Origin of the sequence: Halomonas sp. ISL-56 (genome assembly GCF_018612805.1) — a bacterium.
Lineage (GTDB): Bacteria > Pseudomonadota > Gammaproteobacteria > Pseudomonadales > Halomonadaceae > Vreelandella.
Genome location: NZ_JAGGRO010000003.1, coordinates 27,734 through 54,073 on the forward strand (window position 1 = coordinate 27,734; position 26,340 = coordinate 54,073).

The following is a 26,340-nucleotide window of genomic DNA, read 5'->3' on the forward strand; positions in this document are numbered from 1 at the left end:
TTCAACCTGCCGCCAACTGGGCGGCCTGCAAAGCCTGATCCCAGAATGGATTGGCAAACAGGACGATCATCGCCACCACAAAACAATAGATGGCTGTGGACTCAATCATTGCCAGGCTGACGAACAGGGTTCGCGATAGTGACGATGCCGAGTCCGGCTGCTGAGCGATGGCGGCAAGAGCCGCCGCTGCGGCCCTGCCCTCTCCCAGAGCAGGCCCAATAGCGCCAAAAGACACGGTCAGGCCAGCGGTTAGAATCGAGACTGCGGCAATCAGTGCAAGGTCAGTCATTTGTCTTTCTCCTTGTGCAAGGGTTTGCCAACGGCGGTTGTTGCCGATGAAATATAAACGGTTGCCAGGATGGCAAATATGTAGGCCTGGATCAGACCCGTCAGCAATCCGAGCACGTCCATCACCACCGGGAAAAAGAACGGGGCGATACCCAGCAGAATGCCTGCAATCACCGCACCGCTCATGACGTTGCCATACAGACGGATGGCCAGTGATATGCCGCGCGAGAACTCACTGATGATATTGAATGGCAGCATGATGACGGAGGGCTGGACGTAGGTTTTCAGATAACCACGAATGCCCTGTTGGGTAATACCGAACAGCGGCACGGCAATCAATACCGACAACGCCAGAGCAGCGGTGGTTGAGAGCGAGGCCGTGGGCGGGGTGAAGCCCGGAACCACCAACAGCAGGTTCGAAAGCGCTATGAAGAGGAACAATGTCCCGGAAAAATAAAGCACATGGCGGGAGGCGCGCGGTGAGATTTCCTCAATCTGGCTCTGGATGGCCGTCACAATCACTTCGAGGGTGGTACGCCAGCGATTCGGCGGTACATCCGGCCGCAAATTGCGGGTAATCACAACGGATGCAACCGTCAGTAAAATCATCACGACCCAGGCATAGGCGACCGTCTCGTTGATCCCAATCCCCCAGACCGTGAACAGCGTTACTTGATCTGGCGTCAGTTCCATCAGATATCTTCCGGGCGCGGCATGCGCGCCAGTAAGGTGGCCAGAAAGCGCACCAAAAAAAACGCCACCCCGTAGCCTGCAAATGCCCAGGCCAGAGTAGCGCCGTCAGTCACCAGCCACCCGACGGCTAACAGCAAGCCGATACGCAACACAGCACTGGTCAAAAGCACCGCAGCGGGCCGCGATGAGATCAATGCCGCACGCACGCTCATGGCCAGGCCGGCAAAATACACAACGCTCACAGCCACTCCGACACCAAAGCCCATAAGCGCGCCCGGCCAGTCAATGATCATCATGACTATCCTCCTCTTCCGCGCTTTCTCTGCCGATCCAGGCCCAGGCAATAAAGCTACCTAAGGTCACTCCCCCTAGAATCAGAGCCAGAACCCAAGGAAAATTCTGGGGTATGGTGCGATCCAGCCAAAGCCCGAGAAAAGCGCCACCAGCGGTCGGAACCGCTACAGACCAGCCGATCATGCCGAACACGCCTAAACCGCGCAGCGGACTCACACCGGCATTTTCCCGGGTCTTCTTCAGGCGCTGTGCCCGACGACCGATATCGTCCTCCGGTGATTTGCGTTGGGGGCTCATGGCTTGGGCCGCTGCAGGTCGGCAAAGCGGCGCACCATGCCGGCCTCCAGTCGGGACAGTGCCGATCGGGCAACGCGTTCATCATCATCCACCTCAATAAAGTTCCTCCGGACGCTTTCCTGCAACGAGCCGAGATCCTCACCCCGGACACCCCGCCGGATTGCGATATCAACCTTGTGGCCTTTTTTTACCAGAATGCCCTCGTCGATCCCGAAGATCTGCTCACTGCCATCGGCCAGGGTCAGAATCAGCACCGACGGCACCAGCGAGGTGACAAAATCAATGTGATTAGGCAACATACCGAAGGCGCCGTTTTCCGCCACGGCAAACAGCTTTCGAGCCGAACTCTGATACAGCACACGGGTGGGCAGCCTGAGGCAGACTTCCATCTCCACAGCCATTGTCATACCACCACCTCAGGCAGTGCGCCGATCATGTAGTACTCGCTTTCGTTCTGGTCGAACTTCGTCTGCTCCAGAAGGGTTTCACAGCCGTCAAGTGTCTCTGAGATGGTTACACGCTGGCCTTCGGTTCTGGTAAAGGCCGCGGTGGTGAAAAATGGCTGGGTCAGGAAACGTTCCAGCCGGCGGGCGCGGGCAACCGTCATTCGGTCAGCGGCCGACAGCTCCTCAATGCCCAGCATGGCGATGATGTCCCGCAGCTCTTCGTATTCCGCTAGAGTGCGACGCACCGCCCGGGCGATGTCGTAATGTCTCTGCCCAACCACGGAAGGCGTGAGCATGACCGAAGAGGACGCCAGTGGATCTATTGCCGGGTACAAACCTTCGCTGGCGCGTTTTCGTGACAGCACCACAGAACCGGACAAATGGGAGAAAATATGGGCGGCGGCAGGATCGGTGAAATCGTCGGCCGGTACATAAACGGCCTGAACCGAGGTAATGGCGGCACTGCGGGTTGAGGTGATTCTTTCCTCCAACTCGGCCAGCTCAGTAGCCAGGGTCGGCTGATAGCCAACCCGCGAAGGCATGCGCCCCAGCAGCCCCGACACTTCAGAGCCGGCCTGGACAAAGCGGAAAATATTGTCGATGAGCAACAACACATCCCGGTGTTGTTCATCGCGGAAATATTCCGCCATGGTCAACGCGGTTTTTCCAATCAGGAACCGGACACCCGGTACTTCATTCATCTGCCCGAACAGCATAACGGTGTTATCGAGCACGCCAGCCTCGCCCATTTCCCGGTAGAGCTCTTCCGCCTCCCGTGACCGTTCGCCAATGCCACAGAACAGGCTGACGCCCTTGTGCTGCTGCACAGTGTTATTGATCAACTCGGTAATCAGTACCGTTTTGCCCACCCCGGCGCCACCAAACAGCCCGGTTTTGCCACCGCGCTCAATGGGGGACAACAGATCAATGGCTTTGATGCCAGTTTCCAGAATCTGACTGCGAACCACCCGGTCTTCCAGTAAGGGGGGCAACTGATGAATGGCGCGGCGCTCACTAGTGGCCAGCACCGGTTTGTTATCCACAGGCTCACCAAAAACATTCAGCATGCGCCCCAGTATTGCATCACCGACCGGCACGGTAATTGAAGAACCGGTCGCCCGAACCGGCATTCCCAATCCCAGCCCCTTCACCGGAGCCAATGCCATGCAACGGACTACGCCCTTGTCCTCGAGTGCAGCCACCTCCAGGCCAATCTTGTCGGCGTACAAAAGCTCATGAATCTGGGGCACCCGCTCTTCAGGAAAGCGGGCGCTCACCACACCGCCCCTGATGGCAACGATGGTACCGGTACTAAGCCCCGGAGGCGCGTCCACCTTATGCTGGCTCATGGCAGCAGCCGTTTCCCGGCAGACACGCGCGTGCCTGCCGATCCCTCAAGTATGGCAACGGCGTCCTGCAGCCGGCCAATGCCACTGAGCCCACCGGCCTCCGCAAATTCACAGGCGGCCAGGAGCTTGGGGCCCATGGAGCCGGCGGGCATATCCAGTGCTCGCGCCTCGGCCACCGTCAATACGGAAACGGGCGTCGCCTGATCGGTGCCAAAGTCCCGGTAGACGGCATCCACATCGGTCAACAGGAGTAGCGCATCCGCCCCCAGTTTTCTGGCCAACAATGCGCTGGCAGCGTCCTTGTCGATGACCGCTTCAACGCCCACCAGGCTGCCATCATCCCGGCGCAGCACCGGTATTCCGCCACCGCCGGTACACACCACCACCACCCCCTGCTCCAGCAGTAACTGCAGTACTCGCAGATCCGGTATCTCCAGGGGTTTGGGAGAAGGTACGACTCTTCGCCACTTGTCACCGTCAGGCGCAATGCTCCAGTCCGCACCGGCCGCCCGGCGCTCAGCCTCTTCACGCGCATAGACCGGCCCGACAAACTTGGTCGGCTTGGCAAAGGCCGGATCTTTCGGATCCACCACCACTTGCGTAAGCAAAGTCGCGACAGGCCGGTCATGCTCCAAGGCATTCTCCAATTCCTGTTCGATCATGTAGCCGATCATGCCCTCGGTTTCCGCACCCAGAACATCCAGCGGGTAGGCTTCATCGGGCTTGTAGGACGCCCCCTGTAAAGCCAGCAGACCCACCTGCGGCCCGTTGCCGTGGGTGATCACCAGGTCATGCCCGGCCCGGACGACGTCCGCTAGCGACAGCGCCGCCGTTTTCACATTGTTGCGCTGGATCACCGCGGTCAGCGGCTCGCCTCGTTTTAGAAGGGCGTTACCACCCAAGGCTGCGACCACCAGCATGTCAGTCTCCCAGGGTCGCCACGAGGACGGCCTTGATGGTATGCATCCGGTTTTCGGCCTGATCAAAAACAATGGAGGCCGGGCTTTCGAACACCTCGTCAGTCACCTCCATGGCATCAATGCCATGGGTTTTCTGAAGCTCTTTACCCACCACCGTCTCGGTGTTGTGGAAGGCCGGCAAACAGTGCATGAATCGCACCCGGGGATTGCCGGTTTTCGCCATCAGGGCTGCATTGACCTGGTAAGGCATCAACAGTTTGATGCGTTCGGCCCACTTCTCTTCTGGCTCCCCCATTGAGACCCAGACATCGGTATAGACGAAATCAACTCCAGCGACGGCAGAGTCAATGTCCTCGGTAATGGTGATACGGGCGCCGGTTTCTGCCGCCAGCGCTTTTGCCTCGTCCTGCACGGTCTGCTTCGGCCAGCAGATCTGAGGCGCGCATAAACGTACATCCATGCCCATTTTGGCACCACCGATCAGCAGGCTATCGCCCATGTTGTTGGCCGCATCACCAATAAACACATAGGCCACGTCCCGCAGCGGCTTTTCCACCTGTTCCTGCATGGTCAGGAAATCCGCCAGGATCTGGGTCGGATGGAACTCGTTGGTCAGGCCGTTGTAGACCGGCACGCCAGCGTACTGCGCCAGTTCCTCCACAATCGACTGCCCGAAGCCTCGATACTCAATGGCATCGTAGACTCGCCCAAGCACCCGCGCGGTGTCTTTTACCGATTCTTTGTGGCCAATGTGGGTGCCCGTTGGCCCCAGATAGGTCACCCGCGCGCCCTGGTCATACGCGGCCACTTCGAACCCAACCCGGGTTCGCGTGGAATTCTTCTCGAAGATCAGCGCAATATCCTTGCCTTTCAGCCTTGGCACCTCCGTGCCCGCGTACTTGGCGGTTTTAAGGTCTGCAGACAGCTTCAGCAGAAAACTGATTTCGAGCGGCGTAAAATCCCGCAGCGTCAGAAAATGTCGGTTCTTGAGATTAAAAGCCATAGACCTTCTCCTCCGCTGTCAAACAGAATCCCTGATGGTTGGGCAGCTCATGCATCGGCCGCCGCCCCGGCCCCGGCCCAACTCGGCGCCGGGTATTGCCAGAACCTCGATGCCTGCTGCGGCCAGGGCGGCGTTAGTATCGTCGTTGCGATCATAGCCAATAACGACTCCCGGGCTCAGCGCCAGAACGTTGTTACCATCGTTCCACTGCTCGCGCTCTCGCTCCGCCGGGTCATTACCGCCAGTGGGAACAATCTCCAGCGCCTGATAACCCAGTACGTCCGCCACTACTTCAAACAACGGGCGGGGATCCTGTCGAAAAGCGAGATGTTTCTTGCCCTCACCGGGGCGCAGGTCAAAGCAGACCATTTCATCGGCCACTTCCTTGAAGGTCGTGACCACGTTGCCGCCACAGAAGGTAAAGACAGTATCCAGATGCATGGCTGACCGGGATTTGGGAATCTGGCAGGCAACCACACGCTCGGCCGTGCCGCTTTCAAAGAGCGACTTCGCCAGCTGGCCAATGGCCTGAGGAGACGAGCGTTCGCCCATGCCCACCAGTACGACGCCATTACCCACCGGCATGAGATCTCCACCCTCCAGCGAAGCAAGACCGTGATCCTTCAAGGGGTCGCCCCAATGTACATTGACCTTACCGGTGAATTTAGAGTGAAATTTGTAGATGCCCGCCATAAGCAGGGTTTCAGGTTTCCGCGCGGGCCAATACATGGGATTCAGAGTCACGCCACCATAGATCCAGGCGCTGTTGTCGCGGGTGAACAGGAAGTTTGGAAGGGGCGGCAACACAAAGCCGTAATGGCCAAGATGGTTGCCAAACAGCCCGACAGGATCAAATGGTAGATCCGCCACTTCCAGACCACCAATAAGGAACTCAGCCAGCTGCGGCCCCGATAGTTCATCCATCCAGGCACGGAGGTCCGAAACCATCCCGACACCGATTTCGTTCCAGGTAATACGATGATCGAGTATCCATTTGCGCGCTTTGGAAATCATCAGCGTTTCCGCCAGCAACTCATTAACGTCCAAGACCTCAATACCCCGAGCACGCATCAGATCCGAAAACACATCATGGTCTTTCTGTGCCTGCTTCACCCAGAACACGTCGTCAAACAGCAGGGCATCGCAGTTCGACGGCGTTAACCGCCGGTGGGCCAGGCCCGGCCGACAGACAATGACCTGCCGCAGGGTTCCGGTTTCAGAGTGCACTCCAAGGCTCTGTTCAGACATGACAAAACTCCTTTTGTCCAGGGTTCACAGCGTGGTTCGCAACGGGTTTCACAAGATTGTCCCGACGCTGATGATCACGCTGATAAACACCGTCAAAATGAGCAGCAAGGGCCAGATAAACGCGAGCCAGCGATCATAGGACACCCGTCCGATGGCAAGCCCGCCAACCACAACCGCAAAGGTGGGGTTGATCAGGTTTACCAGACCGTTGGCAGACTGGTAGGCGGTGACCACCAGATCACGCCCCACATTCGCGAAATCCGCCAGCGGTGCTAGAATCGGCATGGACAAAACCGCCAGGCCGGAAGACGACGGTACAAAGAAGCTCATGCCGACCTCAATCCAGAACATCATGTTGATGAACGCCAGCTCCGGCAGACCACCCAGCGACGTTTCCGCGCTGTGCAGAATGGTATCGGCAATCATGCCCTGCTCCATGATTACCACGATGCCACGGGCAAGGCCCACCACCAAGGCAACGCCGAGCAAATCCCGGGCGCCATCGACAAAGCTGCCAGTTAGTTTCTTTTCGCCCAAGCGGGCTATGAGGCCAATCACAATCGCGGCGCCGAAGAAAAGAGCCCCCATCTGCGCCATCCACCAACCCTGCGAGGACACCCCCCAGATCATCACGGCAAAGGTCATGGCAAAGATAATCAGGGCCACAATCTGGATGGTTGTCAGTTTAGCGCTGTGGAACTCGCCATCATCCTCCAGCAGAAACAGCTTCTTGTGCGCTGGCCATTGCTTTGCCACCACAGACAGTGAAGGATCCGCCTTTACACGATGAGCGTAACGCATGACATAGCCGACACAGATCAGCAGACCACCGATTAGCAGAATAAATCGCAATACAATACCGTCTGTGAACGGAATACCTGCCGCATTCGCCGCAATCACGGTAGCGAAAGGGTTGATGGTGGAACCCAGCACGCCAATCCCGGCACCGATCAAAATTATAGCGACACCAGTAACCGCGTCGTATCCGGCTGCGAGTATGACGGGGATCAGAATGGCGTAAAACGCCAGCGTTTCTTCGGCCATGCCGTAGGTTGTTCCACCCAGGGCAAACAGCGTCATCAGGATAGGGATCATCCAGATCTCACGGCCTTCTAGATGACGCATGGCGCTGCGAATACCGGTGTCGATGGCACCGGTTGCATTCATCACCCCGAGAAAACCGCCCAGAAAAAGCACAAACAGCGCAACATCGATGGCATTGGCTGCGTAACTGTCGGGATTATAGAAACCAGCCGTTGGGGCCAGCATCACCTCAGCAAAGCCCTGGGGGTTTGGGTCAACGGTTTGATAGGTGCCGGACACGGCGACTTCCCGGCCCACCTCTTCGTTCATGGTCCGTTCATATTGCCCTGCAGGGATCACCCAGGTCAGAGCCGCAACCAGCACAATCAGGCAGAAAAGAATGGTGTAAGCGGTGGGGAACCGCGAGGCAAGATCGTTCTCGGGGTTTTCGGGGCTTGCTGGCGGTTTTTCGTCTTCAGTCACGATGCTTCTCCTGTCCTTGATCGCCCTGTGGAGACAAGTCCTTTTCGAGAACCTCAAGATAGGCTGAACACATCCTCAGGCGCTGCACGCACTGGTTCAGGCCACCATGACAAAAGTATAGTTCAAGAAGACTTTTCCGGAGTTGCAATAGAGAAAATTTTAACTGGCCACAAAAGCTTCAAGTGGCATGAGTGGCGATCTATGTTCAGCGCGGCCTAGATGCGATGATCTTTGCGTGGAAACCGAACGCGACCCAATATTCTAGAATCTACTTTAAGCTTTTTAGCACTTTGTGTGGAAACACGAGCCCAACCTATTTATTTACCGTTCAGAAAATTTAGCACTTTGTGTGGTCGTCCAGTCCAGCAGCGCTATCACGCTGCCCGCTTGTATCCCCGCCCTCAATCGGGCGAGGGTTTACGCGGAACTTTGCTAAAGCGGCCTCCTCAATGCTAAATTCTTCTCCTTAGATTACTCCTCGGAAAGGTTTTCAAACCGCGGCATGCCGACGTTCCAGGGTTTAATGTCGCCCTTCTCCCCGAAGTTGTCGTGGTCACCGAGTACATGGCCATCGTGTTTGCGGGTTTGCCCATACAGTGAGCGGTTATGGAAGGTCGGGCCAAAGAGCTCGGCTGTCTCGGCGACATCGCCCGTATAGCGGGGATCTTGGGGGCGCTCTTGGCTGCTTATGTAGTAAGCAATATCCCAAGTATCTTGATCGCTGAGTGACCGCGGCTGACCAAGCGGCATATTTTGGTAAATAAAGCCCGCCATGGTTTCTACCCGCGCGATTCCCGCTCCCCAATTATTAGAGCCGTCACCCCACGGGGCTGGAAATACGTATTCGCCGTTTTCATAGTGGCCCGAGCCATCCTCCTGATGACATATCGAACAGTTTTGCTGGTAAGCCGCTTCGCCTCTAGCGTAGTCGGGCTCTTCAGCTGGCTCATCCGGTGCGGGGAAGCCACGCCCATAGATCGGTTTGTCTGGATACATCGGCGCACCGGTGGCCAGCCACTGATGGTAGGCGCTTAGCGCCAGCATTTCATCGCTGCCATACTCCGGCGGCACGCCGTTCATGGAGTAAGCAAAGCAGCCTGCAATACGCTCTTCCAAGTTATTCACATGTTGGTTTTTACCACGAAAATCCGGCAGCGTGATGGCCGCGGCCCACACCGGCGCGCTGAACGGCACCCGCCCTTCGCCCAAATGGCAGCTTGAGCAGTTCATATCATTAAACACGTTCTCACCACGCAGCTGCTGGGTATTGGTGAATAAATCGTGCCCATAGCGGATGACTTTTTTCAGTTCCGGATGAAGTTCGGAATTCTCAAGGTCTTCCATTGTAGGCGGCTCGTGGACAAGCATATTCAGCGCAGCGTCTGGCCGCTCTTCTGACTGGGCAAAGGCACTGGTGGCATAAATACTGATACCGACACCGAAAGCAAGCGAGCAGCCGGACAGTGCTATGACGAGGGGGCGACGACAGATGGTCATTGTGCTGTCTCCTGTTCTTCTGAACCGGGCTGCGTGGCATACCAGGCAGACACCGCCTGAATATCGTTATCGCTCATGCGTTTGGCAATGGCCCCCATGAGATTCTGCGGGTCGTTGCTGCGTGTCTCGTTTTTCCACGCCGTCAACTGAGCGCTGATATAGCCAGCATGCTGGCTGGCGACACCAGGGAAGGTGCTGCCAACGCCCGTACCACCGGGCCCGTGGCAGCTTTGGCAGGAAACAATATAGGCGTTCCAATCGCCATGTTCGGCAAGCTGCTGACCACGCGCCAACAGCGCCTCGTCGGCCTCATCGCCTCCTTGCCCCGGCGTTACCGGCATTTGGCTATAGTATTCGGCAACATCGGCTATTTGCTGATCGTCAAGCATATTGGCAAACGTCACCATGGTCGCATTTTGACGCTTCCCAGCTTTAAAATCGTGCAACTGCTTAGCGATATAGTCGGCATTCAGCCCCGCTAAGCGCGGCCATGACTCACCATTGGGCACATTCATACCGCTGCCATCGGCCTGATGACAGGCTGTGCAGGTAGCCGCTGCAGCCTGGCCTCGCTCCGCGTCACCCTGCTGCGCCAGCGCGCCTCCAGTGACTAAGCTAATCCCTATCAGTAGGCCAAACCTGCTTAAGTATTTTTTATTCATCTCGGTTTCTCCCTTGCGTTTTCGTTGTTAGCTACCAGCCACTGGCACCACCAGGCGGGCGATAAAACCACCTTCAGCAGGGCTGACAAATGTCACTTCGCCACCAAAGCGTTCGGCGATAGCAGCCACAATGGCTAACCCCAGTCCACTGCCCTGCTGTTTACTGGCGCGCCAGAATCGCTGCGTTAATTGCTCAAGCGTCGCGCCATCAACACCTGGGCCTTGGTCACTAACGCGAAAGGTAAGATGTCGCTCCCCTGGCTCCCACTGCGCATCAAAGGTAATGGGGGCATCGGCGGGCCCATGGTTAATAGCGTTATCGAGCAAATTACGCAGCGCGGTGATGGCCAATTCGCGGGGCATCGCAAGGGCGACATCGGGCCAATGGGGCGACACTACAAAGCGGGCTGACTTGTTGTGCTGGCTATCCGCCAGGGCGTGCTCGGCCACATCTGCGACGCGGCTAGCCTCCCCATCATCAAAGCGCACACGCCCCTCTACACGTGCCAGCGTGAGCAGCTGGTCAAGGGTTGAGCTCAACCGCACCACGCCCTCTTCAGCATAGTTGAGCGATGTTATTGCGGCCTGCCTTTCGACCCGGCGAGCCACTTGCAGGTGGGTTTTGATCGCAGTAAGCGGTGTGCGCAGTTCGTGGGCGGCATCGTTTGTAAAGCGCTGCTCACGGATAATGGTTTGCTGTACACGCTCAAGAAGCGTATTTAAGGTTTCAATTAGCGGACGAATCTCTTTAGGCAAGCCATAGGTAGCGACCGGGGCCATTGCATCGGGGTGGCGATTGGCCAGCGATTCGCGCAGCCGTGTTAGCGGTGCTAATCCACGCCAAACCCCCAGCCAAAGCGCAAACATGCTGCCTACCAGCGCTACAATAAAGGGCACCACGGTCATGCGTATAACGCCGCTGAGCAGCATATCGCGCTCATCCATACGATCAGCTGTGGTAATCACGATGCCACCGCGCTCGTAGGTAAATACCCGCCAAGTCACGTCGCCTGCCTGGCGATAAGTGTGGCCGCCCTCTCCCGGGGCGAGAATAGCGTCCATATCGGCATGGGTGCGCGCCATGATTTCGCCTTGGGGCGAGTGCACTTGGCAGGCCAGCCCCTCAATGGGTGGAATAGACAGCACCGGGTGCTCGGCATCCTCCCATACGTCAAACGGCAATTGCAGGACTAACCCGGCCACCATTCTTGCCGACTGCGCTAAGCGCTGATCCAGGGTTTCCACAAACTTCTCTTCCAGGTCGCGCATCAGCCACGCCGCCGCCACACCCCAAAGCAGGGCCAACGTTAATCCCAGAGTCAGCAGCAAGCGCGCGCGTAAACTCATAGCTGGCCCTTGTAGGGCGAACCAGCCGCATGTACCGATTCGGGTTTGCCCAATCGATAGCCAAGCCCTCGCACTGTCTCTATCACGCCGCTACCCAGCTTGCGCCGCAGGTGGTGGATATGCACATTCAGCGCATTGCTCTCCACATCGTCGTTCATACCATAAAGGCTATCTTTGAGCTGGTCGGCTGAAAGGACGCTGCGTGGCGATTGCAGGAAGGTTTCAAGGAGCACCAGCTCTCGGCGAGACAGCATAATCAGCTGTTCATCGATGTAGACCTCCCGAGCCGTTGGATCTAAGCAGAGTGCTCCGTGGGCAATCAGGCCGCTACTGCGCCCTGCTACTCGGCGAAGCAAAGCATGCAAACGTGCTACCAGCTCATCTAAATCAAAAGGTTTCACCAAGTAGTCATCGGCGCCGCCCTGCAGCCCATCCACGCGGTCACGCACCGCATCCCTAGCGGTTAACACCAGCACGGGAACGTCGTTGCCCTGCTCGCGCCACTCGGCCAACAATTGAAGACCATCGCCATCGGGCAATCCGCGATCAAGAATGACCACATCACTGGTCACCGTTCGCATCGCCTGACGGGCAGCGCTCACCGTGTAGACGTGATCTACTACAAAATCGAAGGTCATTAATCCAGCGCGAATACCCGAAGCGACCAGCGGGTCATCTTCAATCAACAAAACGTGCATAGCGGTTTCCTATTCATTACCCATCAGCATGGCTGATGGGCATTAACCCAGCGTTAAGACAAATAAAAATGCTCTTGCTGTGATGGCAAGGGTGTGTGCATGGCAATCACCTGCCCTGGACAGTAGCCAGAAAGCCCCCAGCCGATGCCAAACAGAGCAGCGCCCCCTAACAACTTCGCGTCTAACTCCCGCTTGGTAGGCAACTGAAAGACGCCACCCAACAAGGGGGCCGGACGCTTCAATACCAGCCGATAGCCGATAAAGGTGGTGATGACGGCCCCGCCCAATACAAACATCAGCATTGGATCCCAGACACCCGCCACGTCTAGAAACCCTACTGCTTGTGCAGTATCAGTCATGCCTGAAATAGCCAAGCCAAGGCCGAAAAGCAGCCCCGCTGCATAGCCCGCCGCTGTTTTCAGCCAACGACGTTGATCTGATTCATTCATTGGATTATTCATTAGTTGCTGCCTAAACCTAGCACGTGACGGGAGATATAAACGGTCACCAGCGCTGTCAGAAGAAACATGCCTGTGGCTGCCATGAAGCGTGGGGCCAAGCGCCCCAATCCACATACACCATGACCGCTTGTACAGCCACTGCCCTGCCCTGTGCCTACCCCAACCAACAAACTGGCCACCAGCATTAACCCTACGCCGCCTGCTGGCGCACCGATTACCTCACCCGGGCTACCGGCGACATTGCCTAAACCACCACCTAACGCCATGAGCACTAACGGCCCACTGAGTAGTCCTAACAAAAAAGCTACTCGCCAAGCGCTATCGCCTTTGGGTCGCTGCGTAATCAAGATTCCCGCGATTCGACCAAGCGTTGCCATCAACCAGGTAGCGGAAAGCCCGATCAACACACCCCCAACCAGCCCTTGTACATCTGCTGTCCAATCCACTGGTGACTCCTTAGATCGCACTTAAACCGTTAGAAAAGAATAATCGGCAATTTAAGGTAGACAGTGCCATTCTCTTCTGCAGGAGGTATCTCCTCAGCGAACAAATTGACCTGTCCTGTACCGATGGAATGATGAGCCGTGGCATGCCCAAGGTGGCATCGCGCTCAGTACGCATTTTTACAAACTCGTCTTCGCTGATTCCTTTATGTACGTGAACATTACCGTTTATCTGCTCAGCCACGCTGGTTTCATGCTGGAAAGTATCACGGCCAGGGGCTTTGTAGTCGTGGCAAAGGAACAGCCGCATCTGCTCGGGGAGCGTTAGCACTTTTTGAATAGAGCGATAAAGAGTGCGCGCATTGCCGCCCAGGAAGTCGCAACGTGCAGTGCCATAATCCGGCATAAATAGCGTATCGCCAACAAAGGCCGCATCTCCCACAACGTAGGGTAAACAGGCGAGCGTATGCCCTGGGCTGTGCAGCACATGGCTCTATAATTGGCCAATAACGCCGCCGCTGTTATTTTGGTGCATAACCACCCCAGCGGTGATTCTGAGCCTAGCGATGCAGATCGACGCATTACCGAGCGCCTGGAGGAGGTGCTTGGCTTAATTGAAATACAGGTGATTGATCATGTGTAGTTGGGAGTGATGGTTGTAAGTCATTTGCTGAGATGGGTATTTATAGAGGCATGCCTGAATAACATGGAGCTGCCAACGAGGCAGTTCCATCCGTGAAACCGGCTTTATTTTTTCGTCATTGCAGCAAACGGGCAACAGCGGTCTTTCAGCATTTGTGCACATATGCTTAATCCCACCTAATCCCTCTTATTGACACTACTGTTTCCAAGTAAAAACGGTTCATCATGGGCCGTCTAATTATTCCACTGTAGATAAACTTAAGCATTTCGAACTATTTTCAACTTGGGATCCAAAGCATTACAAAAAACCATATTGCACTGCACAATAAGCATTGCTAGATTAAATAGCAGTAAGCAACAAGCCTGATTAATTACCGCCTAACCAATGCGTCCCCTATTACTCTGCTTGCAGCGAGAACCCGCTAACATGAGCCAGCGAATACTGATCCTGCAGGGCCACCCCGATGCCAGTAAGACGCACCTTTGCCACTCTTTTGCTAAACACTACTGTGAAAGCGCCCAGGCCAAGAGCCATGAGGTGCGTCTGATTGAGCTCGCCTCCTTGGACTTTCCTCTTCTGCGCAGCCAGCAGGAGTGGCAAACGGCACCTCTTCCACCTTCCCTGACGGCGGCGCAGGAGTCCATCGGCTGGTGCCAACACCTAGTGCTAATCTTTCCTCTGTGGCTTGGCGACATGCCGGCTCTGGTCAAAGCATTCTTGGAACAATCGCTACGCCCAGGCTTTGCCTTCGAATACGTGGCTGGCAATCCGATGGGGAAAAAGGGACTGACCGGACGCTCAGCTCGAATAGTGGTGACCATGGGCATGCCAGCGGTTATCTATCGTCATCTCTATCGGGCTCACAGCGTCAAATCGCTGGAGCGCAACATCCTCGGCTTTGTTGGCTTCTCTCCCGTTCGTGAGACGCTGATCGGTGGTGTAGAAACAATGAGTGATAAGAAACGCAACGAGTGGTTCCGTAAGCTGCAGGAGCTCGGGTCTGAAGCCAAATAGACCGGCAGTGGAAATTTCTCTTCTCGAAGCCTTAAGCATCACTGGCCACTCAATAGCTTTTTGATGACCAACGAGTATGTATGAGGACGCTGTCTTTGGAGAAATCCATTAACCTGGCGAATTACAAAGCACCGGGGCATCAGGCGAAGTGGTTTTGTGTCAGAGGATTCCGTGATGGAAAACAAGAGTAATGATAAAAATAAACTGCCCCAGTTGCTGCATGATGAACTTCCCTCTGAACATGAAGACCCGCTGATTCGGCGCTTGCACCTGGTTATCCGTTTTACCGTCAAAGTATTGGCAGTGCTGATGGTGCTGGTAATTATCTGGAGCGTATTTGACGTCGTATACGTCCTTTACAGCAAATTTATCGCACCACCTTTTTTTCTGTTTGAAGTGAAAGACTTCTTTGTTATTTTCGGTGCCTTTATGGTGGTACTGATTGCTGTTGAGATATTTATCAATATCCGACTGTATCTGGGAACCAACATTTTGCCGATTAGGCTAGTAGTCGCCACAGCTCTGATGGCCATAGCCAGAAAGGTTATCATACTGGACATTAACGTGGTTACTCCCGTAGAGATGCTAGGCATAGCAGCCATCGTACTTTCACTCGGCATCACTCACTGGCTGGTAGGCAAGCCAAGCAGCCACTGAAAAGTGGCTGCGAAAATATGCGTTAAGGTGAATTACTGCACTAGGAATGGAATGACTTCTTGATGAGGTGCAAATTACTTGGTAATCCCCACGAGCCATCGTGATGCACCAAAAAACGCATCGACCTGTCCAGTTCGAAATAACTGAGCAAACGCGTATTGCAATTATGGAATGGATACAGCTTGCTCAACTTAGAAACGAAGACTTCTTGTTTCCCCGCCGCATCAATAGCGCAAAGCATCTTTCAACACGCCAATATGCCCGTATCATGAAAGCATGGGTTACCTAAATAGGTTTAGATGCGTCAGTGTATGGCACGCACACGATGCGCCGCACCAAAGCGTATTCACTTTGGAGTGAAGCTGAAAGAACAGCCTTCTTCGAGTGGTTAGCAAAAAAACCCCGAAGCTGGTGATGTTATCCTAGGATCAGGTGGGTGCCGAAAGGTGCATTGGAAGCTGCAGGGTAAAGGGAAAGTGGCGGCGTACGTGTCATTAATTACAACTGCTTACCGTATGGAAAGAGTTGGCCGTTGGTGATATATGCTAAATCAGTACGTGGGAAGATCCCCTCTCACATCCTCAAGCAGATTAAAGAGGAGATTGAAGATGCAAACTGATGACTTTATGACCGGTGAAGAGCTTGGCAATACGCTGCTAGCATCCGTTCGCCAAATGAAGCAAGGCAAAGCAGCTCGCGAGACGCAAGTAGAAGTACCCAAGGCCGCAGAAATTCTGCCATCGCATGGGGGGCTCTCAAGGTGAGTTTGCTAAGCTGCTGGACGTAAGCCTTGGCACGCTTCGTGGTTGGGAACAAGGCCGCCGTGTACCTACCGGCACTGCACGTACACTGCTACGAGTCGCTGAAAAACACCCTGAAGCGCTGACTGATCTCTCTTAATGAGGTTAGGAAATCGCGGTATGAACCACGCCTGGGCAGAGGTAATTCAGAATTCCCAGACACATTCTGAACACAGTGAAAGACCGGTGCATTCTATGGAAAGGCTATTAGGCAGCAATCGCAAGGCCTAAAAACTAAAAAAGCCCCGTAAAAACGGGGCTTTAGAAGATAAGGTGGCGGAGGGACAGGGATTCGAACCCTGGATAGGCTATTAACCTATGCCGGTTTTCAAGACACCGAAGCCATGCCGATGATTAATTTAACCAACTGATATATATAGAGTTATCTGCTGGGTGCAACGTGATTTAGCCATAGCAACGGCGCATAACGTGCTGTTCATCACGTCAGCAAAGGTGACGCGCTCACAATCTCATCACAGAGCTTTCAGGCAGCCGCACTGCCTGAGCGTTCTGCCTGCCTCCTTCCTCGCATTACACCTACCCTGCTATCCTGAATAAAAAATTCAGGAGCCCTCATGGAAACCCCCGCCGAATACTTCCGTAGAAAACTCACCGATGAAGAGCTGATCACACGCCTGCGCGACCGGCCCAACCTTCGCGTGCGCAGAGAAGCGGCTGCACGGCTTGAGGAGCTGACCGGCATCAGTGTGCCGAAGCCTCCCTTTATCGAGCGCCTGGACGATCTGGCCGATGAGCGACGAAACCGAGGCCAGTAGATACCGCGCCACGCTTTGGCGAAAAGCGCTGGAGCGCCGTGGCTGGAAGAATCTGCGCAAAGGCTTCCCCATGAATATCCTGATCGAGTATCACGTTCTTTATCGTGGGTATCTCTATAGTGGACGGTGCAAGCCTTTAGGGCTGGATAGTAGCGACGCGCTGACGCCAGGCTCTACCCTGTTTCTGTTGCGTCGTACTGATATGATTCTGGAAGGTGTATGGCGGAGAGCACGCGATCAAGGCGCTGAGGTAGGAAGGAAGGCGAGAAGGTTTGATCCTTAAAAAAGCCGCCCGTAGGCGGCTAGTTTGGAATCGTCTATTAGTGGTGGCGGGCAAAGCTCACTGCTTGCCCGTTGATACCCTGAGCAATACCCATCATTTGCTCTAATTTACTAATGCAGCTTGATAGGTGGTGTCGCAAGCTAAGCACTTCTAAACGGCATGCTTCCAGGCTGTGCCCTTCCGCCTCCATTTCTTTGACTAGCCGAAGAGTGGGAGAGTTATACTCCGAATCTATTAGGAATTTAGGCGTGATCAGCAAGCGCCGTGAGTCCATTTGCCGGTGTTTGATGTAGTAGTTCATATCCAGCCAAGCATCGAGATCCAGTACCTTAACCTGCTTGGTTTCAGGTAACGCCTCTGCCTCCAGGAAGTCGCCGCTAAATGAGTATGACTCGACCGCGCCTAACGCCTCGGTATAACGCTCGTCGGGAATCTGGTCATACTTAGCCACACCGAAGCGATCCTTTAAATGCGAGTAGATGCGCTTATACGCTTTCGGGCGCGCTGGCTCGGGGAAATTAAAGCAGCGGCGCCCAACCGCTTTTTGGATGCCGCGCTGGTGGGCTGGGGTAAGAGGGTTTGGTAGGGCCTCATAAGCGGGCCGTGCTTCGGCTTGTTGTAGTTTGCCCATGCGGTAGTCCAAAAACACCTGATTGACTTGAAGCTGAAACTTAGGGCTGATCCAGCCAGCGTAGCTGATGGCTAGGAGTTCGTGGGCAAAGGTGCCGGGAGTTGCCCCGCCATGATAAGCGTGAATAGGGGCAAGACAAGAATTCTTGTCTTGGTCTGAATCGCCAAAGCCTGAATCTGGGCTTTGCTCAGAATGCCCGAAGTGTAAATTTGCACTTTGGGATTTTACCTCGTTGATTAGCTCTTGAGCTTGCTTAGTAGCGATCCAGTAGGAAGGACGTTTTTGCCGCCCAGCCCTGCTAGCTCGATGGATAGCATTCAGGTTGAAACGACCGTGCTCGTCGGTAGTGATCTCATGCCCGGCGATAACGGGGAGTTTATTATCAAAGTTGCAAGTTTGGGGCTTAATAGTAAACTGTTCCATGGTTAAGGAACTCCTGTGCAAAGGGAAGTTTTTAGCTGCGCTGCTGGGCCTGGCCGCCCAGCAGCATTTTGTATAATGCTTGCTCAGATCTTTCGGCACGAATCTTCATTTCGTCCCACGCCAAAGCTCGATATCGAAGCTCGGCGGTAAGTGAGCGGCAATTTTCATCACCCGCGGCGCGGATACGCTCAGCCTCCTCCGGCTTTAAGCGAATCGACGTTGGTGAAGTGGTGGATTTATGCATATGAACACCTCTATGTTTATGCGACTGGCCTTGCATGAACAAATGTAGCTACATATATGTACTTATTCAAGCATAAATTACTACATACGAGGTAAGTTAATGCATCATTCGCCATATGACATGGCTACCCGCTTGAAATTTCTTAGAATTTCATTAGGTATGCATCAAGCAGAATTAGCCGAAAAAGCAGACCTCAGCCAAAGACAAATCTCTCTATACGAAAGTGGCAAGTCTTCACCTCGAGCAAACACAATACAAAGGCTCGCCTTTGTATTGGGAAAATCCAAGGATTGGCTGTTATACGGTGATGACGAATCAGACTTTGAGATAGCCAAGACGCTGGAGCATGGCAAAGACTCTGCACCGAGAAGCATACCTCTAGCCACATGGGCTGAGGCCAGTGCTAAATTCATTGGCCCTAGAGATAGTTATGTGTACGGGCCTAGCTGGATTAGTCACAACGCATTTGCTTTGTTTGTGCACGGCCTAAGCATGGCGCCAGACTACCCGCCCGGCTCTATCATTGTGGTTGATCCAGACATCTCCCCTCAGAGCGGGGATGACGTTGTCGCCTTTCCAGACTTATCCCTTGACGAACCTATGTTTGGCAGACTGTCATTAGAGTCGCATGGAAGGATGGCTCTGGTTCCGCTAAATGCACAGTATCCAGCGACAATAGCTGAAAAATCAGGAAGAGTTATTGGCGTGGTTGTTATGCAGATTTATTACAGGCTGAACCAAAGGCAGAATAACGAGGAGCAATAGCAGGCCCTCGCACTTGCTTACCATAAGAGTTAATCTTTCCGACACCATAGGGCAGCCTGCTCACAGGCTCTAATGAGGAGATAAGCTATGCTCAATGCAGTGAAATTTATCTTATTAGCCCAGTCCTATATTGGTGCTTTTTTCGTGATGTCATGGTGGCATGATGATTTACAGTTCGCGCCTTGGTGGCTTAAAGCGCCCGTGTTTATCGTGGTGTGTGTGTTTATGGTCGCTCCAGTGTTTTGGCTACATCTGGAAGATGAGGAATGGAAAAAAAACAGCCGCCGATTAGAGCGGCTGCAATACCTTGAAAAGAAACACTACTTCTCAGATTGAGTCGTACCTTCGGCCTGGTTGTAAAGCAAGTTAAAAAAGTCCACCTCGCTATCCATAGCTTCCTCGATTTCATCAAGCTGCTCATCGCGTTCTTCGGTTGTAAGCCGATCATCGGCCTCGATGGCGTCGCGAACTTTACGCAGGTCGGTTAATGTTCCTTCAAGATCTTTAGCCATGTCGAACAAACCGATCTTTCCGCCATGCTCATCATAGAAGCTGCGCGCTTCTTCTCTGGGCAGATTGATAAACTCTTCATGCAGTTGCCCTACCTCTGTGCGGCGCTCATAAAACGTTTGAATATCACCATACTCGTTAACCTCTGAACGGAACCGCCCGACAAAGGGTATCCGGTGCGGATCAATGGTCTCTCCGGTTGCGGTGCGCTTAATGCTATCTGCTACTTTCTCAGTAAACGACCAAGCGCCGCCGCCATAGTAGTTAACGACGTGTTGCAATACGTCAGGACTAACGTCAACACCGCCTGAGCGGTACTCGCTACCGCGAGTTAGCTTGTTAATGTACTGCGCAAAATCCTGGTACGCCGATGGCGTAGACCGGAAGGCGAGCGCGCTGTCAGGTTTTGGCGTGCCGAACGGGAAATTCTCTTTGAAGATCACGCGACCAGCAAAGTCTTCATTAACCGCCACCTGGGTAACCGACCCTAGCAATGTAGGTGTCAGGTTTTTCATAACCAGGTTGGACGTGTCTTCTGAATCCTGGAAGCCAATAGGCGAGAAGCTTCCGAGAATGGCTAGCGTCATATTTTTGCTTGCTTCTGTTAGCGATGATTTGCCCGCCATCACCGACTCCGCATACGTGCCTATGTTAGAAAACACGTTATACCCGTATGGCAAGGGGATTCGCACGTAATCTTTGCCGCTCGTCATAATGATCAGGTTGCGCTCTTTAACGTGACTAGGGATCTTGTCATAGAACAGCTCTCCGTCATCATCTTCGTCCGACATCATACGATTGAACATAGCCAGCGCATAACTACCAATCGCCATGCCAACTGCAGATTTCTGGGCTAGGTTCATCCGCCCCCAAATGTTCATGCGGTTTCCGCCTACAGGCGTGTCTTTTACCGTGATCATGGTGCGGGCAACGTTCATAGTGCCCTGGATAGAAGCGTTGGCGAACATATAAGCGGCATTTAGTGCAGTACCCGCCTCACCCCTGCGGTTAAAATTGACCGTCAGATTTTTAGCCAGGCTGGCGGCTTTCTTGCGGCTAATGCCCGACCTGCGCGCATTCACATAAGCCGACAAGCGTACCGCGTTCTCAACCGAGCCGTTCATATTTTCCACGAAGTCAGCCACCGCTTTTTTTGTTTTCAGCATATTGCCCAAGGTGCCGCCATTCGCGCGCCCCATGATGCTTTTGATTTCTTTAGCCTGTCCGGCTAAATCTTTCATATCGAAGTAGCCTGTTTTAGCTCCATCCTCGATAAATTCATCAAACCAGCGATCCCACTCGGTGTTTCGCTGCGCACCAGGGCTTGTTAGCCCCCGGTAAGCGGCTTTCATTGCACGCGGAACATCTCTGGCTGTTTGCCTAGCCATCTTCTTGCCTTTTATCTTGCCGTCGTCGCGCGTTTGCTCGGCGGCAATGTTGAGCAAGGCCGTCTGAATATCGCGGGCAAAATTGGTTGTCATGAATTCAGGGCTATAGCTGGTCATCATTGCGGATAGCGCGCGCGTTCCAGCCGCAGCGGTGCGCACAAGCATATTATTCTGCTCTGGGCCGACATTACGCATCGCGTTAAGCAAACGCTGGTCGTTGATCTTGATATAGAACGTGCGACCCGCTTTCTTGGTTTTAAAGTAGCGCTCATTCATTTCCATTGCTACGGGGCGATCTACCACTTCAATGCGCTTTTCACCGGTGTCAGGGTCGACTTTTTCAACTTTAGTGCGCTGAGTGTCCGGGTTGCTGTTGGTAAATACTTGCCATAAAGCAGGATTAGGATTGTCTGTGATGAGCGAAAGCAGAGCATTACCTACTTCATTTTTACGCTTACGGATAACTGATTCGGTTGTATCAACAATCGCTTGCGTAGATGGTGAAGCTGCTTTAGAAAGGCGGCCAAGCGCTGTTTTAGTTTCTCGACCGCTAATTTCATAGCCGCGCCCTGATCGCATCCGCCCAGATCCATCTTGACCTACCGGAATATCCTCGTCATTCGCCCAACCTTTTAACGGCACGTAGTAGTCATAGCTTGCATCCCAGGCGTCAAGTGTTTCATTGCTCTCAAGGCCGCCTTCGCGGATTATTTCGCGGCGATGAGCCAGCATGTCATCCACTATTGCAGCAAGGCGTTCCAGTCGCAGCCTTTTGCCACTAGTTTCAGCCTCTTGCATAATGGCGGCGGCTTCAGCATTAGTCATGCCTGAGCCGCCGTCTGCGTACTTGGAATCATTAGGATTGCGTTCGGCAATCCGGGCGTTTCGCTCTGGCGCGTGGCGGGCATAGAGGTAGGCGTCTAACTCTTCCTGCTGAATGCCGCGAATCGCCATTTGTTTCGCTAGCTTCTCGACGTAATTGCGGCTTAGCTCATTCAGATCGCGCTCTGTTTTTCCGTGGAACAACTCTTCCGCCAAGTAAACATCATTATCTTCATTGATATTTCCGCCTGCTTTTTTAATAGCATCCTGAGTGATTTTTAATCGATTCATTTTGTCTGCCATCTTTCTAAGGGCAGCTTGCTTTAGCGACTCATCCGGCAGAGAAAAGTTAGTGCTGTCATTTGGGTCAAAATTTCCGCCGGGAGGAGTGGACATGGAGAATCGTATGTCCGCATCAGTCCCGCCCTGCGCGCTTACTTGTTGGTCGCTTAACCATTTACGGGATTGCCTGGAAAGCGCCATAACATCGGCATCAGTCCATTTCATTTTAGGAAAGAGGCGGCGCAGTAGCTCGCGGACTTTCGCCACAGCACGCTTAACCGGGCTAGGGCTCCAGCCTTTCTCAGTCAGATGTGCGATCATCTCTTCAGCAATCGTCAACTGATGCTCTGGATTGCTTTGATCAAGGAAGGGATAGCTTTCAAGCACCTCATTAAGTGCCTCTCTCCCGCGCTTATCCATAGGTAGTGTTCGATACACCTGCCGCATTACCGGCTTCAGCTCTTCCCCTAACACGCCTCTAATTCCCTTATGGCCAACGGCTTCATGTATCGCTGTTTTTATCCCGTCCTGCACGCTATCAACGTTATCAGCAATCACGTAAAGTTTATCGCCCACATACAGGCCGCGCACATCCTTGGGATTCACGCCCTGCATGGCCATCATTAAAAGTGACTGCGTGGGCAAGTCAGTGGTCGACTGGATCACAGTAACATCGGCCAATTCAGGCGAGCCCGCCAAGGCCTCCTCTATGTCCTTGCGGTTTACAAGACGTGAGTCGCCCTGGCTGACAGAATATCTTTGATCTTCCGGCTGCTGGCTTGACTCGGTTTCAGCGCTAGCTGATGAACTCATCTCATCAGATACCGGAGCATTAGCATCGGTTTGGCTTGCTGCAGTCTCTGAGGTGCTTGGCTTAACGACCTCAGCAATAGGCGCCTTAGTGCGCCGAGATGCCGACGTCCACTCACCCTGACTAATAAGTACCGAACTGCCACGCTCTACATTCGTGGCCTGAAGCGTGCCGTCCTTGTTGATGGAGTCGATGGTGTAGGCGTTACCCGCCTTGGAGTAACCAACATCGGTCAATAGGTTGATCGTATCGCCAATGGTTGCGCCGCCGAAAGCGTCGCTTACGCGCTGCTGGCGAGGCGTTAGCGTCGCAGGCTTGCGTGACTTAGTGGGTTTGGATGCTGGGCGTGGCGCACTGGGCGCAGGAGCGGCTGGTTCGCCCTGGGCCTGAGTGGGCTGGGTTTCCTCGGGTTTAGGTGAGGATTGACTTGGCTCAGGAGCATTGTCCATCGCCACGCCTTGGCTAGCAGATTGCTGACCTGCTGGTTGAGCGGCGTCCAATTCGGTATTCATCGATGTCGTGAATCCCCACCCACCCTCTACTTCAACAGGTGTGGCATTCGGTGTTTCGCGAAAGCGCTTAGATAGCTCAGCGGCACGGCGCGTCTGAAAAGGCTTTCCGTCAGGTTTAAGGGTAGGTGCTGGCTGTGCCGCGGGCTCTGGCGCTGCCTCGGCAGCGGCCGCCTGCTGGCTTTCCTCTGGCGTCGCAGCCGGGCTTACGTCATCTTCAAAAACATAGTTATTGGGCGCGTCCTCAAATGACACCAATCTACGCCCTGCCGTTGGATGCGTAATAACATCGGCTATTGTGTGAGGCTGGCCGTTATGAACCACCTGCATGCCGGTTGCTATTTCGTCAACGGGCGATTGTTCGCGACCGGTTTCCACGGGCTTGGGCTGGGCCTGAATATCTCCGTAAGGCTTGTCTGTCGCTCCTTCCCGCGTCCACGTTTTTAGCTCGTCAACGGACATTTCATTGATGCTGCCCAGCCCGTTCCAGCCCTCATCATAGTTGGCTAGATACCCCTGGCGCGCTTGCTCCAGTGAATCGAAGCCGAGCATGATTTTGGCTTCATCATAGGTGCCGTCTGCATTGATCTGGTCAATGATATAAGCGCGCTGTGAGCCAGGATTATCGCCAATAAATACATCAAGGTTATCGCCATCAGCGGCTTTGGTGCCTTTGATGTCGCCGTAATGGTGAGCCATGCTGCTTTCCCACGGGCGACCTTCCGGATCCGTGCCGCGGCGCGTAGAGCCCTTGGGGTTTTCAATAGCTATATCGAAACCGTTAAGCTGGATTTTGCCTTTCCGGTAGTTGCCCGCCTCCGCCTGAGCTGGCGTAGGCTCGGGATTCGTCTCCATGGCAGCGCGTTCGATGTCGGCAACTGCATCCACACCTATATCGGCTTCCGCCGCTAGATCGCTGGCGTTGATTTCCGCAACGGCAGGCTCAGGCACTACCGAATCCTGCACAGCGGCCGCTTCTGATTGCTGGCCGTCAATATCAATGGTGGTGTCCGGCAGGTTGGCATTGGGATCATAGTCCGCAATACCGTCTTCTGCGGCTTGCTCACGCCATGCGTTTTCCCACTCTGCATTGCCGTCTTCGCTATTCTGTGCCTGACTGGCCTCGGTTGTTGAGTCGGGCGCATTTAGCCGATCCATTACACGCGTGAACCGCTCGGAAGCGCTTTGCAGCTGCTCACGAATGGGCGTAAGGGCTTCGCTATCATTGCGTGCACGCGCCATGGTTTCGGCTTCGAGCGCGGCTGAAACCTCGCCACTAACAGCGTCTAGCTCAGCAACGGCGTCACTATCGCCACGCTCTTCAGCCGCCGCACGCAGAGCCTTAAACGCATCGCCGTAGCTGATTGAGTCACGCACCTCGCGCTCAGCGGAAGAAAGCTCGAAGCGAGGTTTGGCAATTAGCTCGGCAGCGGTGCCTACCGCCTCAATATTGGCGGTTTCAGCTTCGGGAGAAGGGGCCGCACCTTCAGCGGGCGCACTCGGTTCAACAGGGGATGGGGCTGTTTCTGTCTCCCCGCCTCCCTGCTGGTTGTTGCCGCTCAACTCCATGACGGCAGTGCCGCCGCGCACTGCCCCGCCTGTGGGCGCGCCCACAATTACACCACCGGCAGCACGACGACCGGCGGTCACCGGATCCCATCCCGACTCAGTGCCTACGGATTCGCCCGCGTACTCAATGCCGCCCTCTTGAATCGCTTCCGTAACGCCCTCCGTACCGGCAGCCCGACCAATGGCGCCAGGGATTTGACGCGCACTGGTCACCGCATTTTTCCCGCCTGGCAACAAGCGGCTGAGCGCAAAGCGATCCAGCAGCACCGAGGCGGCGGCCGTGGGGCCAGATACTGCATAGTCGCGACCCTCTGGCATCCCTTCGCGGCCATCGTTTGTAACGCGGGCCTCGCCAATTTCTTGTGTGCGTGCTGCCAGATACGCTGGCAAGTTGACCACTAGTGCCGCCATGTCGGCCAGTGCCGCCGGGCCTTGTTCTGCAGCAGCGCCTGCGAGTGTTTTAAGGCTTGGCTCATCCAGAGCGCGATCAATCGTGTAGTTAGGCTGGTAGCCTAAGCCAATGTCTTCAACCGCTTGTCCTGTATCGATAAGTCCGGTGCTGGTGTCCTCTGGCTTGGCGCGCATGGTGAAGTCTAGGCCGAAGCCGCCTAACGCAATGTCTGGCTCGTACCCACGCTCACGCATCTCGTCTACGCTGCCACCAATCACACCGGGATTGATGCCTCCAAGCGCGTCAGTAATCGCCTGCTCTCCACGGTCTGCTGTGTTGCCCACGAACTGCAGCGCGTTGCCCGCCAAATCAAGGCCGCGCTCGCCTGCGTTGCGTAGCGCATTGCTCGCCAGATTTGGAGTATCTGCTGGGCTTTCTTCAGCGCTAGGCTTTTTATCGCGCTCTCCGAAAACGTCCGCCTCAGTACGGGTAAAGAATTGCCCTTGTACATCTGCCCGTAGTGACTCAGGCACTTCAGGCTCAATAGCGCGGCGATAGAACTCGCCTCGCACACGCTGCTTTGTTTGCCAATCAGCGGCTTGGAAATCGGGATCGTTGGCAATATCCGTCCATTTTGGCGGGGTACGATTTTCGGCGGCGTTCACACGCG

General features: G+C 54.6%; 27 protein-coding genes and 2 pseudogenes. 9 read left to right on the forward strand and 20 right to left on the reverse strand.

The window, feature by feature from the left end:
* Position 1: 1 nt before the first annotated feature.
* The 17 genes and pseudogenes from J7J49_RS01100 to J7J49_RS01180 form a co-directional block, all read right to left on the reverse strand.
* A complete protein-coding gene (locus J7J49_RS01100; RefSeq protein ID WP_215089531.1) occupies positions 2-289 on the reverse strand; it encodes a F0F1 ATP synthase subunit C in 288 nt (95 codons plus the stop codon).
* Positions 286-981 (reverse strand): F0F1 ATP synthase subunit A, encoded by a 696-nt coding sequence (locus J7J49_RS01105; RefSeq protein ID WP_215089533.1) that lies wholly within the window; start codon positions 979-981, stop codon positions 286-288. The genes J7J49_RS01100 and J7J49_RS01105 overlap by 4 nt, the downstream gene beginning before the upstream one ends.
* The gene (locus tag J7J49_RS01110; RefSeq protein WP_215089535.1) at positions 981-1,277 is read right to left on the reverse strand and encodes an ATP synthase subunit I; all 297 of its coding nucleotides are present in this window, start codon (positions 1,275-1,277) and stop codon (positions 981-983) included. Before J7J49_RS01110 ends, J7J49_RS01105 begins: the two co-directional genes overlap by 1 nt.
* Entirely contained in the window at positions 1,264-1,572 is a 309-nt protein-coding gene (locus J7J49_RS01115) for an AtpZ/AtpI family protein (RefSeq protein ID WP_215089537.1), read from the reverse strand. The genes J7J49_RS01110 and J7J49_RS01115 overlap by 14 nt, the downstream gene beginning before the upstream one ends.
* Positions 1,569-1,979: a hypothetical protein gene (locus tag J7J49_RS01120; RefSeq protein WP_215089539.1), complete on the reverse strand. Its 411-nt coding sequence runs from the start codon at positions 1,977-1,979 to the stop codon at positions 1,569-1,571. Before J7J49_RS01120 ends, J7J49_RS01115 begins: the two co-directional genes overlap by 4 nt.
* Positions 1,976-3,367, reverse strand: coding sequence for a F0F1 ATP synthase subunit beta (gene atpD / locus J7J49_RS01125; RefSeq protein ID WP_215089541.1), 1,392 nt, complete (start codon positions 3,365-3,367; stop codon positions 1,976-1,978). The genes J7J49_RS01120 and atpD overlap by 4 nt, the downstream gene beginning before the upstream one ends.
* Positions 3,364-4,287, reverse strand: a complete 924-nt coding sequence (gene arcC / locus J7J49_RS01130) for a carbamate kinase (protein WP_215089543.1) — start codon at positions 4,285-4,287, stop codon at positions 3,364-3,366. Before arcC ends, atpD begins: the two co-directional genes overlap by 4 nt.
* A 1-nt stretch (position 4,288) precedes the next feature.
* Positions 4,289-5,290, reverse strand: a complete 1,002-nt coding sequence (locus J7J49_RS01135) for an ornithine carbamoyltransferase (protein WP_215089545.1) — start codon at positions 5,288-5,290, stop codon at positions 4,289-4,291.
* An 18-nt stretch (positions 5,291-5,308) separates the two neighbouring features.
* Positions 5,309-6,538, reverse strand: coding sequence for an arginine deiminase (locus tag J7J49_RS01140; protein WP_215089546.1), 1,230 nt, complete (start codon positions 6,536-6,538; stop codon positions 5,309-5,311).
* 48 nt (positions 6,539-6,586) lie between these two features.
* Complete coding sequence (locus tag J7J49_RS01145; protein WP_215089549.1) at positions 6,587-8,044, reverse strand: YfcC family protein; 1,458 nt, start codon at positions 8,042-8,044, stop codon at positions 6,587-6,589.
* A 471-nt stretch (positions 8,045-8,515) separates the two neighbouring features.
* Positions 8,516-9,541, reverse strand: a complete 1,026-nt coding sequence (locus tag J7J49_RS01150; protein WP_215089551.1) for a c-type cytochrome — start codon at positions 9,539-9,541, stop codon at positions 8,516-8,518.
* A complete protein-coding gene (locus tag J7J49_RS01155) occupies positions 9,538-10,203 on the reverse strand; it encodes a c-type cytochrome (protein ID WP_215089553.1) in 666 nt (221 codons plus the stop codon). Before J7J49_RS01155 ends, J7J49_RS01150 begins: the two co-directional genes overlap by 4 nt.
* Positions 10,204-10,230: 27 nt before the next feature.
* A complete protein-coding gene (locus tag J7J49_RS01160; RefSeq protein WP_215089555.1) occupies positions 10,231-11,550 on the reverse strand; it encodes an ATP-binding protein in 1,320 nt (439 codons plus the stop codon).
* Positions 11,547-12,248: a response regulator gene (locus J7J49_RS01165; RefSeq protein WP_215089557.1), complete on the reverse strand. Its 702-nt coding sequence runs from the start codon at positions 12,246-12,248 to the stop codon at positions 11,547-11,549. Before J7J49_RS01165 ends, J7J49_RS01160 begins: the two co-directional genes overlap by 4 nt.
* A gap of 53 nt (positions 12,249-12,301) precedes the next feature.
* Positions 12,302-12,697: a DUF6691 family protein gene (locus J7J49_RS01170; protein WP_215089559.1), complete on the reverse strand. Its 396-nt coding sequence runs from the start codon at positions 12,695-12,697 to the stop codon at positions 12,302-12,304.
* An 11-nt stretch (positions 12,698-12,708) separates the two neighbouring features.
* Complete coding sequence (locus J7J49_RS01175) at positions 12,709-13,155, reverse strand: YeeE/YedE family protein (RefSeq protein WP_215089561.1); 447 nt, start codon at positions 13,153-13,155, stop codon at positions 12,709-12,711.
* Positions 13,156-13,184: 29 nt separating this feature from the next.
* Positions 13,185-13,639 (reverse strand): annotated as a pseudogene (locus J7J49_RS01180) (MBL fold metallo-hydrolase); the annotation flags it as partial.
* Between the two features lie 21 nt (positions 13,640-13,660).
* On the opposite strand from J7J49_RS01180, the pseudogene J7J49_RS01185 reads away from it, so the two are divergent.
* The 7 genes and pseudogenes from J7J49_RS01185 to J7J49_RS01215 form a co-directional block, all read left to right on the forward strand.
* Positions 13,661-13,857 (forward strand): annotated as a pseudogene (locus tag J7J49_RS01185) (JAB domain-containing protein); the annotation flags it as partial.
* Between the two features lie 364 nt (positions 13,858-14,221).
* Positions 14,222-14,809 (forward strand): NAD(P)H-dependent oxidoreductase, encoded by a 588-nt coding sequence (locus tag J7J49_RS01190; protein WP_215089562.1) that lies wholly within the window; start codon positions 14,222-14,224, stop codon positions 14,807-14,809.
* A gap of 174 nt (positions 14,810-14,983) precedes the next feature.
* On the forward strand, positions 14,984-15,466 hold the full coding sequence (locus J7J49_RS01195) for a phosphate-starvation-inducible PsiE family protein (RefSeq protein ID WP_215089564.1): 483 nt from the start codon (positions 14,984-14,986) through the stop codon (positions 15,464-15,466).
* 608 nt (positions 15,467-16,074) lie between these two features.
* Complete coding sequence (locus J7J49_RS22380) at positions 16,075-16,230, forward strand: hypothetical protein (RefSeq protein WP_251048085.1); 156 nt, start codon at positions 16,075-16,077, stop codon at positions 16,228-16,230.
* On the forward strand, positions 16,211-16,366 hold the full coding sequence (locus J7J49_RS22385) for a helix-turn-helix domain-containing protein (protein WP_251048086.1): 156 nt from the start codon (positions 16,211-16,213) through the stop codon (positions 16,364-16,366). The genes J7J49_RS22380 and J7J49_RS22385 overlap by 20 nt, the downstream gene beginning before the upstream one ends.
* Positions 16,367-16,841: 475 nt before the next feature.
* Positions 16,842-17,042: a hypothetical protein gene (locus tag J7J49_RS01210; protein WP_215089568.1), complete on the forward strand. Its 201-nt coding sequence runs from the start codon at positions 16,842-16,844 to the stop codon at positions 17,040-17,042.
* Positions 17,017-17,325: a hypothetical protein gene (locus tag J7J49_RS01215; RefSeq protein ID WP_215089571.1), complete on the forward strand. Its 309-nt coding sequence runs from the start codon at positions 17,017-17,019 to the stop codon at positions 17,323-17,325. The genes J7J49_RS01210 and J7J49_RS01215 overlap by 26 nt, the downstream gene beginning before the upstream one ends.
* Positions 17,326-17,362: 37 nt before the next feature.
* On the opposite strand, the gene J7J49_RS01220 is transcribed toward J7J49_RS01215, so the two are convergent.
* Both J7J49_RS01220 and J7J49_RS01225 read right to left on the reverse strand, forming a co-directional pair.
* On the reverse strand, positions 17,363-18,379 hold the full coding sequence (locus J7J49_RS01220; protein WP_215089573.1) for a KilA-N domain-containing protein: 1,017 nt from the start codon (positions 18,377-18,379) through the stop codon (positions 17,363-17,365).
* Positions 18,380-18,410: 31 nt separating this feature from the next.
* Positions 18,411-18,623, reverse strand: a complete 213-nt coding sequence (locus J7J49_RS01225; RefSeq protein WP_215089575.1) for a hypothetical protein — start codon at positions 18,621-18,623, stop codon at positions 18,411-18,413.
* Between the two features lie 99 nt (positions 18,624-18,722).
* Between J7J49_RS01225 and J7J49_RS01230 the strand changes: the two genes are divergently transcribed.
* Both J7J49_RS01230 and J7J49_RS01235 read left to right on the forward strand, forming a co-directional pair.
* Positions 18,723-19,388 carry a LexA family transcriptional regulator gene (locus tag J7J49_RS01230; protein ID WP_215089577.1) on the forward strand — a complete coding sequence of 222 codons (666 nt, stop codon included), beginning with the start codon at positions 18,723-18,725 and terminating at the stop codon, positions 19,386-19,388.
* An 87-nt stretch (positions 19,389-19,475) separates the two neighbouring features.
* On the forward strand, positions 19,476-19,724 hold the full coding sequence (locus J7J49_RS01235; protein WP_215089579.1) for a hypothetical protein: 249 nt from the start codon (positions 19,476-19,478) through the stop codon (positions 19,722-19,724).
* On the opposite strand, the gene J7J49_RS01240 is transcribed toward J7J49_RS01235, so the two are convergent.
* Positions 19,709-26,335, reverse strand: a complete 6,627-nt coding sequence (locus J7J49_RS01240; protein WP_215089581.1) for a pyrophosphatase-like OB fold-containing protein — start codon at positions 26,333-26,335, stop codon at positions 19,709-19,711. The genes J7J49_RS01235 and J7J49_RS01240 overlap by 16 nt on opposite strands.
* Positions 26,336-26,340 lie beyond the last annotated feature (5 nt).